Below are 6,935 nucleotides of genomic sequence, written 5' to 3' on the forward strand. Positions count from 1 at the left end.
GGAACTTCAACGCATTACCTCTTAGTGATGCTGAGATAGAAGCACAGATTGCTGAAATGACAGGTACTAGTGGGAACTTCAACGCATTACCTCTTAGTGATGCTGAGATAGAAGCACAGATTGCTGAAATGACAGGTACTAGTGGGAACTTCAACGCATTACCTCTTAGTGATGCTGAGATAGAAGCAGAGATTGCTGAAATGATAGGTACTAGTGGGAACTTCAACGCATTACCTCTTAGTGATGCTGAGATAGAAGCAGAGATTGCTGAAATGATAGGTGTTGAAGATAGAGCCAACCTACCAAATCGAAAACTACTAGGTGGGAGAGATGAGATTTAATCCGCACGATCGCGCGATCGCAATTAATCTCTCCGAAGAATGTTTTTATAATTACCCATACCCAGGAATAGATCCCTTCCTAGAAGCGGATCTACTTCATGGGTGGATGTTTAAACAAGTAGTTAAGTGGGACAGAGTTATTTATGGCAGGTGGGATTATTGGATAGATTGTGCTTATGACAATATCAAAAAAAGACAGTCGCCAGAATACTGCCATAAATTTAACCGAATCCCTGAGATTGATTTTTTGGAGCCGAATTACAATCTTCCTGGGACACAGATGCTGAAATATTGCTTAGTTAATATTCCTCATCCCAGGATACGCGACAGCAAAAAAGATATTACACATTTTCGTTATTTGGTCGATTGGATATTATTTGGATTGGGAGATAAGGCCTGCAACAAACTTCCAGTAGAACCAGAAGGGTGTGATGGTGCAAGTAATAGACTTTTCCAATTATTTAGCGTCCCTCATTTTATGGTTCACCCGCAGTTGAATAGAATTGATAGACTGCGTCGCAGCAGTTAATGTGGTGTGGGTAATTGATTTTGTATTTCCTGAGAGGCTTGAATGTGGTGTTCTACAAAATTCTGATCCCGCAAAATTTTATAGAGATTAATATTGTGTTCTAGTAAACAGGCGTGTCCACTGTCAGGTAACACAGCTAACTTGGTGTTAGGTAAAATATTTACTAAGCGTTCGGCTTCCTCTAAGGATGGCAAAAGGCGATCGCCAGCACCAGCAATCAGCAAAACTGCTTGAGTTAGTTGGCGTAACTGGGCTTGAGTGACGTTAAATTCCTTGAGTAAAGACAATCGCCAAGTAACTGTGGCTGGGGGTACAGACCGCATGGTTTTGAGTAGTTCGTGGCGCAAATGGCGGGGAATGCGTGGTAAGGATGCTAAAAATGGCAATAACCCTAGTGTGCCAAGATCATAAAAGGATTCTGGAACTAAGTAAGTTAGTTGGGATGTCCAAGTTAACCAAGGGCGCAGATGAAAGGCTGATGCTGGGTTAATCAAGATAATCCGCTTAAATAATTGTGGTGCTTGGGTTGCTACTTTCATGGCCAAACAACCCCCAAAGGACTCGCCACACAGGTAAACTGGTCTTTGTGAGTTTTTTTGTAATTCGGTATTAATTAAGTCCAAGACGTTGTTGCTTAACTCATCCCAGGTGGTGAGGTCTTGTCTGGGGATCGCTAAACACCGCACATCAAAGCCAACTTCTAAGCCAGCCGTTTGCGATCGCAATAGTTCACCAGTTCCATCCAGTCCTGGTAAATACACAAATAACGGATACTCTAGTTGGACTCGGTTAGGAGTGAGAAAACACGGCTTTAGCTCAACTTTTGGCATTGTAAAATTTAAATTCAACTTTTTGTTGTTATGGAATTACCCGGGTAAATATCCGATTTGTTCCAGATGTGATCACACTAAGAGTGTGAAGCACAATCATGCACTTGAAATTATGATAAAATGATAGCGTGGATAGTAAGACCACATTGAATATAAATGACACAGTTAAGATAAAATCAATTTATCAAAAACTATTGAATTGGTGGTTTATTTACAGATAGACAAGTGAAATTAACAGGAAAGAAAGAGTTTCACTCCTGTGTATATCAGCATATATTGTGTTTGAGAGTTGAAATGACCATTGTAAACAGTGTTAAGTTTTAACTTGTTAATTGTGCAGCGTCAATTGCTTAAGCCTAGTTTCCTGGGTTTGTCAAAAATACCCCCTATCTAATCTTTAATGAAAACCTTAAACTAGTAAAATAGTAATTTAATTGTGGCAATGCTTAGTTAGTTCATTCACAACATTTTTGGCTTGTTTGCCATGATATTTTCGTTAATGTTGTGGTGTCACCGAATAAGGGCGGCCAATCAACACAGCCACCCTATGATAGATAACCAAGGGATGTAAACCGGGTTGATTAATTAAATAAAAGTCCTGACGGCTCAAAAAACTTTGCAGTCCCAGAGGTAAACCATGAGTATTTACTTCTGTTAGGGAAGCGGACTGACAGGTCAGCGCTTGGGCGATCGCAATTGGTAAAATTCCCAAATAAAGTAGACCACAGTCCTAAATGAGCAAATCCTCTGTGAAATTCACCTACCTCCTTGAGGCGGAGAATGTCACCATTGGCTGAGTTCCTTGAGGAAAAACACCCGCCATCTGCTTTGACTGCTCAAAAAAGCTATGCTAGCTCTGGATAGCGTCGATACCGCTAGGTAATAGCCAGAAACATCCAGGCGATTGCTGGGAATCATCAATAATTAATATGATTTTTACAAAATATGGCATATGAGCTTGACTTAATCTTTACATTTCATTCTTGATATGAAGGCAGTCTTTAGGTAGATAAATTTTATGCATCAAGGTAGTTAGGTTTTTGGAGTTTAGATTTATGTAGTGACGGTGACAATCAATCTGATAGTAAAAGATAGAAAATATTACTACTAGCTAAATAATCTTTTAGGACTCAAGGTAATGGATTTATACACATTAATAAATAATTGTTACAATTCTGAATTCGCTAATAGTAATTTACCATTTGTCAAACAAGTAGTAATATTATATGATTGCGGATATTGGCCAGTAAAAGTAAGATAGAAAAGGTTAATAATTTCTTTTTTTTTATTCTGTATGAATTTAGTGGATAAAACAGAAAAAACATTTGCATTGACTACGCCCCTATATTATGTGAATGATGTTCCTCACGTGGGAAGTGCCTATACAACAATAGCAGCGGACGCAGTAGCCCGATTTCACAGGCTCCTGGGGGATAGGGTGCTGCTAATTACAGGTACAGATGAACACGGACAGAAAATTGAGCGTTCAGCAGAAAGTTTAGGAAAAGCCCCACAAGAATTTTGCGATCAAATTGTGCCTAGCTTTATCAGCTTATGGCAGTTATTAGATATTCAATATGATCGCTTTAGTCGGACTACAGATTCTCGCCATGAAGCCATAGTTAAAGAGTTTTTCCACCGAGTCTGGGAAAAAGGTGATATCTACCAAGGACAACAGAAAGGTTGGTACTGTGTATCTTGTGAAGAATTTAAGGAAGAACGGGAACTATTAGAAGGACACCGCTGCCCTATTCATACTAACAAGGAAGTGGAGTGGCGGGACGAGCAAAATTACTTTTTCCGCCTATCTAAGTATCAAACGCAGCTAGAGGAATTTTACCAGTCTCGACCAGATTTTATTCAACCAGGGAGTCGTCGTAATGAAGTCTTGAGCTTTGTTAGCCAGGGTTTACAAGACTTTTCTATTTCACGGGTCAATCTGGAATGGGGTATTCCTGTACCAGTTGATCCCAAGCATACCCTTTATGTTTGGTTTGACGCGTTGCTAGCTTATGTCACCGCACTACTAGAAGCAAATTCAGAACCAACTTTAGCTAATGCCTTAGAAACTTGGTGGCCAATCAATTTGCACTTAATTGGTAAAGATATCCTCCGATTTCATGCAGTGTATTGGCCAGCTATGCTGATGTCAGCCGGTTTACCCTTGCCAGATAAGGTGTTTGGGCATGGTTTTTTAACTAAAGATGGCCAAAAAATGGGTAAGTCTCAGGGTAATACACTTGATCCTGTAAGGCTAGTGGAAAGCTATGGTAGTGATGCGGTTCGTTATTACTTCCTTAAGGAAATCGAATTTGGCAAAGATGGCGATTTTAATGAAGTTAGATTCATTAATGTTTTGAATGCAGATTTGGCTAATGACTTAGGTAATTTGCTGAATCGGACGTTAAACATGGTGAAGAAATACTGTACTGGCGATGGAGTGCCAATTGCAAATGAAGCCATTAATGACGAAAATCCTTTGAAAGCGATTGGTTTAAGTCTAGGAGAACAGGTAAAACAAGCCTATGAGGCGCTAGCTTTCAACCAAGCCTGTGAAGCTATCCTGATGCTGGTTCGTACCAGTAACAAGTTTATTGATGAACAAGCCCCTTGGTCACTATATAAACTAGGAAAGCAGCAGGAAGTGGAAACAGTACTGTACGCAGTTCTAGAATCTGTTAGACTAGCAGCTTATCTCCTGTCCCCAATTATTCCGAATATCAGTAGCGCCATTTATCAGCAGCTGGGCTTTGGAATTGACTTTAATGATCAAATAAAAACTTCCATGCTTGCCGGTTTTGCCACCCATGCAAAATGGGGTGTACTAACCAGTACACAATCCTTGGGTAAACCCCATCCCGTGTTCAAGCGCATAGAAACTTCAAAAAACCATTAGTCCTGTTCATTTTTCGGTTTTGTTCAAGTTCTTAATTTTGTCAAAAAACTTATCGGGGCTTAATTTATTAGCTCCGAAACCTTATCATAAGCTGTTCTAGCATATCACGTTGCTAAAGCGTATCAAATATAACAAGAATAATAATGAGGTATGAGAACAATGTTGAATAATCTAGAAAGTGACTCAATATTTACGCCGGAACAAGTCTTAGAAAATCGAGGTCGTGTCGCTATCTTTATTGATGGTTCCAATCTATTTTATGCTGCTTTACAACTGGGAATTGAAATTGACTACACGAAGCTACTATGCAGATTAACTGGGGGATCTAGACTATTGCGTGCTTTCTTTTATACAGGTGTAGACAGAACCAACGAAAAGCAACAAGGGTTCTTGTTGTGGATGCGTCGGAATGGCTATCGAGTGATTGCCAAAGATTTAGTGCAGTTGCCGGACGGCTCAAAAAAAGCTAACCTGGATGTAGAAATTGCCGTAGATATGATGGCTTTAGTAGATTCTTATGATACCGCGGTATTAGTCAGCGGCGATGGGGACTTGGCATACGCAGTGAACTCAGTTAGCTATCGTGGTGTGCGTGTAGAGGTCGTCAGCTTGCGCTCAATGACCAGTGATAGCTTAATCAACGTCAGCGATCGCTATATTGATTTAGAAGCCATCAAAGAGGATATTCAAAAAAACCCGCGACAAAGCTATCCATATCGACCTCTATCCAGCATGGGGTTTCTGGAAGATATCAGGGAAAGTGATCAACACTTAGAAATCCAAGATTAATGAATTATCGAAAAGGCAGGCCAAAAAAGAGGGTAAATTGTCCTAAAACAAGGGAAAAAAATCAAAATTTACCTATATTGATTTTATTACAAAATCTGAAGGGGGTCGAAATAAAAGCTGACCTTTTTTACCTGCCTTTAACTTTTTTATTGTTACTTGGTTTAGTTGCTTGTGGTGCTAGATACCCAATAGCTGAACAAGCTAAAGATTCTGATTCATCTCCCCAAGAAAGTAATTTGACATTTTTCGATGTCACCTTAGAGCAAGCGGACGAGGTCGGAAAACCGCTATGGAAAGTGCGAGCTAAAAAAGCGAGATACACTCAAGACAAACTTGGTGAGGCAGAAAATCCCATTGGTGAACTATACCAAGATGGCAAACCGGTTTACGAAATACAAGCAGAAAGAGCAGATATTGAACAGGATGGTCAGCGGCTATTTCTCAAGGGAAAGATAGTGGCTACAGATCCTAAGAACGGTATTGTATTGAAAGGTAATGAATTAGAATGGTTACCTCAAGAAGATTTATTAATTGTCCGTAAGCAAATCAATGGAACTCATAAACGACTAAAAGCATCTGCGCAAGAAGCACGAGTTAAAACTCGCGAACAACGTATAGAATTTTCTGGTAGCGTAGTAGCTAGCTCCGTTGATCCCCAAATGCAAATGCGAACGGAAAATTTAATTTGGCAGATTCCAGAAGAAATATTAATTAGTGAAAGCACCATAGAAATTGACCGTTATAACAACAATCAAATTACTGACCGTGGAAAGGGAGATGCTGCGGAAATAAACTTAAAAAGCCAAATTGCCACGATCAAAAAAAACGCCCAGTTAAATTTATTAGACCCACCGACGCAAATAGCTAGTAAGTCTATGACCTGGGATATGAAAGCAGAAACAGTGAAGACTAATTCGACTCTGAGTGTTGTCCAGACTGCTGAGAATGTGACTGTAACAGCCAATAGAGGCGAAATGAAAATAGCGAATAAAATTGTGAATTTAACAGGAAATGTCAACGCTATAGGGCAACGTGGTCAGACTCTCAAATCTAATCAATTAAGTTGGTATCTCGACAAGAAATTATTAGAAGCTCAGGGAAATGTTTTTTATACTCAGATTGACCCACCAATAAATTTTACAGGTGGAACAGCCATTGGTAACCTACAAACAGAGGACATTGTAGTTAAAAGTGGGGAGTCGGGTGACAGGGTAGTAACAGAAATTATTCCTCAAGATGTTGGTACTAGTAATTAGGGAACAGGGAACACACCGAACAGGGAACAGGGAATGGGGAATGGGAAGGAATGGGGAACACACAGAACACGGTATGGCTAACGCCACGCTATCGCTATCGACTTCGCTCACCGACCACACAAAAAACAATAAAATCCAGTCCCCTCCCCTTACAAGGCTATCCATTACCCGGATCTTTCTTAACATTCGTGAGAGCGATCGCTCGCCAACCCCCAAACCTTAATCCTCCGTTGATGATTATCAATAAAATAAGGTTTTTATCAATAAGAATAAGGTACATTTTGTCAAGAGTAG

Annotated in this window: 7 protein-coding genes and 1 pseudogene; 5 read left to right on the forward strand and 3 right to left on the reverse strand. The window is 39.9% G+C overall.

Annotation, left to right across the window (positions count from 1 at the left end; translation table 11 throughout):
• Positions 1 to 341 (forward strand): hypothetical protein (locus NWP21_RS14370; protein ID WP_280793201.1); only part of this gene is annotated, 341 nt, incomplete at its 5' end.
• The gene (locus NWP21_RS14375) at positions 331 to 870 is read left to right on the forward strand and encodes a hypothetical protein (protein WP_280793202.1); all 540 of its coding nucleotides are present in this window, start codon (positions 331 to 333) and stop codon (positions 868 to 870) included. The genes NWP21_RS14370 and NWP21_RS14375, both read left to right, overlap by 11 nt.
• Here the strand turns inward: NWP21_RS14375 and NWP21_RS14380 are convergent.
• The 3 genes and pseudogenes from NWP21_RS14380 to NWP21_RS14390 all read right to left on the reverse strand — a co-directional run bounded on the left by NWP21_RS14380 (position 867) and on the right by NWP21_RS14390 (position 2,618).
• Entirely contained in the window at positions 867 to 1,700 is an 834-nt protein-coding gene (locus tag NWP21_RS14380) for an alpha/beta fold hydrolase (protein ID WP_280793203.1), read from the reverse strand. The genes NWP21_RS14375 and NWP21_RS14380 overlap by 4 nt on opposite strands.
• A gap of 430 nt (positions 1,701 to 2,130) precedes the next feature.
• A pseudogene (locus NWP21_RS14385) lies at positions 2,131 to 2,535 on the reverse strand (1-acyl-sn-glycerol-3-phosphate acyltransferase); the annotation flags it as partial.
• Positions 2,484 to 2,618 carry a hypothetical protein gene (locus tag NWP21_RS14390; RefSeq protein WP_271731363.1) on the reverse strand — a complete coding sequence of 45 codons (135 nt, stop codon included), beginning with the start codon at positions 2,616 to 2,618 and terminating at the stop codon, positions 2,484 to 2,486. The pseudogene NWP21_RS14385 and the gene NWP21_RS14390, both read right to left, overlap by 52 nt.
• Before the next feature lie 376 nt (positions 2,619 to 2,994).
• Here NWP21_RS14390 and metG point away from each other — a divergent pair, with 376 nt between their 5' ends.
• The 3 genes from metG to lptC all read left to right on the forward strand — a co-directional run bounded on the left by metG (position 2,995) and on the right by lptC (position 6,641).
• Positions 2,995 to 4,596 (forward strand): methionine--tRNA ligase, encoded by a 1,602-nt coding sequence (metG, locus tag NWP21_RS14395; protein WP_280793204.1) that lies wholly within the window; start codon positions 2,995 to 2,997, stop codon positions 4,594 to 4,596.
• A 159-nt stretch (positions 4,597 to 4,755) separates the two neighbouring features.
• Complete coding sequence (locus NWP21_RS14400) at positions 4,756 to 5,385, forward strand: NYN domain-containing protein (RefSeq protein ID WP_271731361.1); 630 nt, start codon at positions 4,756 to 4,758, stop codon at positions 5,383 to 5,385.
• Positions 5,385 to 6,641 (forward strand): LPS export ABC transporter periplasmic protein LptC, encoded by a 1,257-nt coding sequence (gene lptC, locus NWP21_RS14405; protein WP_280793205.1) that lies wholly within the window; start codon positions 5,385 to 5,387, stop codon positions 6,639 to 6,641. Before NWP21_RS14400 ends, lptC begins: the two co-directional genes overlap by 1 nt.
• Positions 6,642 to 6,935 lie beyond the last annotated feature (294 nt).

It is taken from the genome of Anabaenopsis sp. FSS-46, assembly GCF_029891665.1.
GTDB lineage: Bacteria > Cyanobacteriota > Cyanobacteriia > Cyanobacteriales > Nostocaceae > Anabaenopsis > Anabaenopsis arnoldii.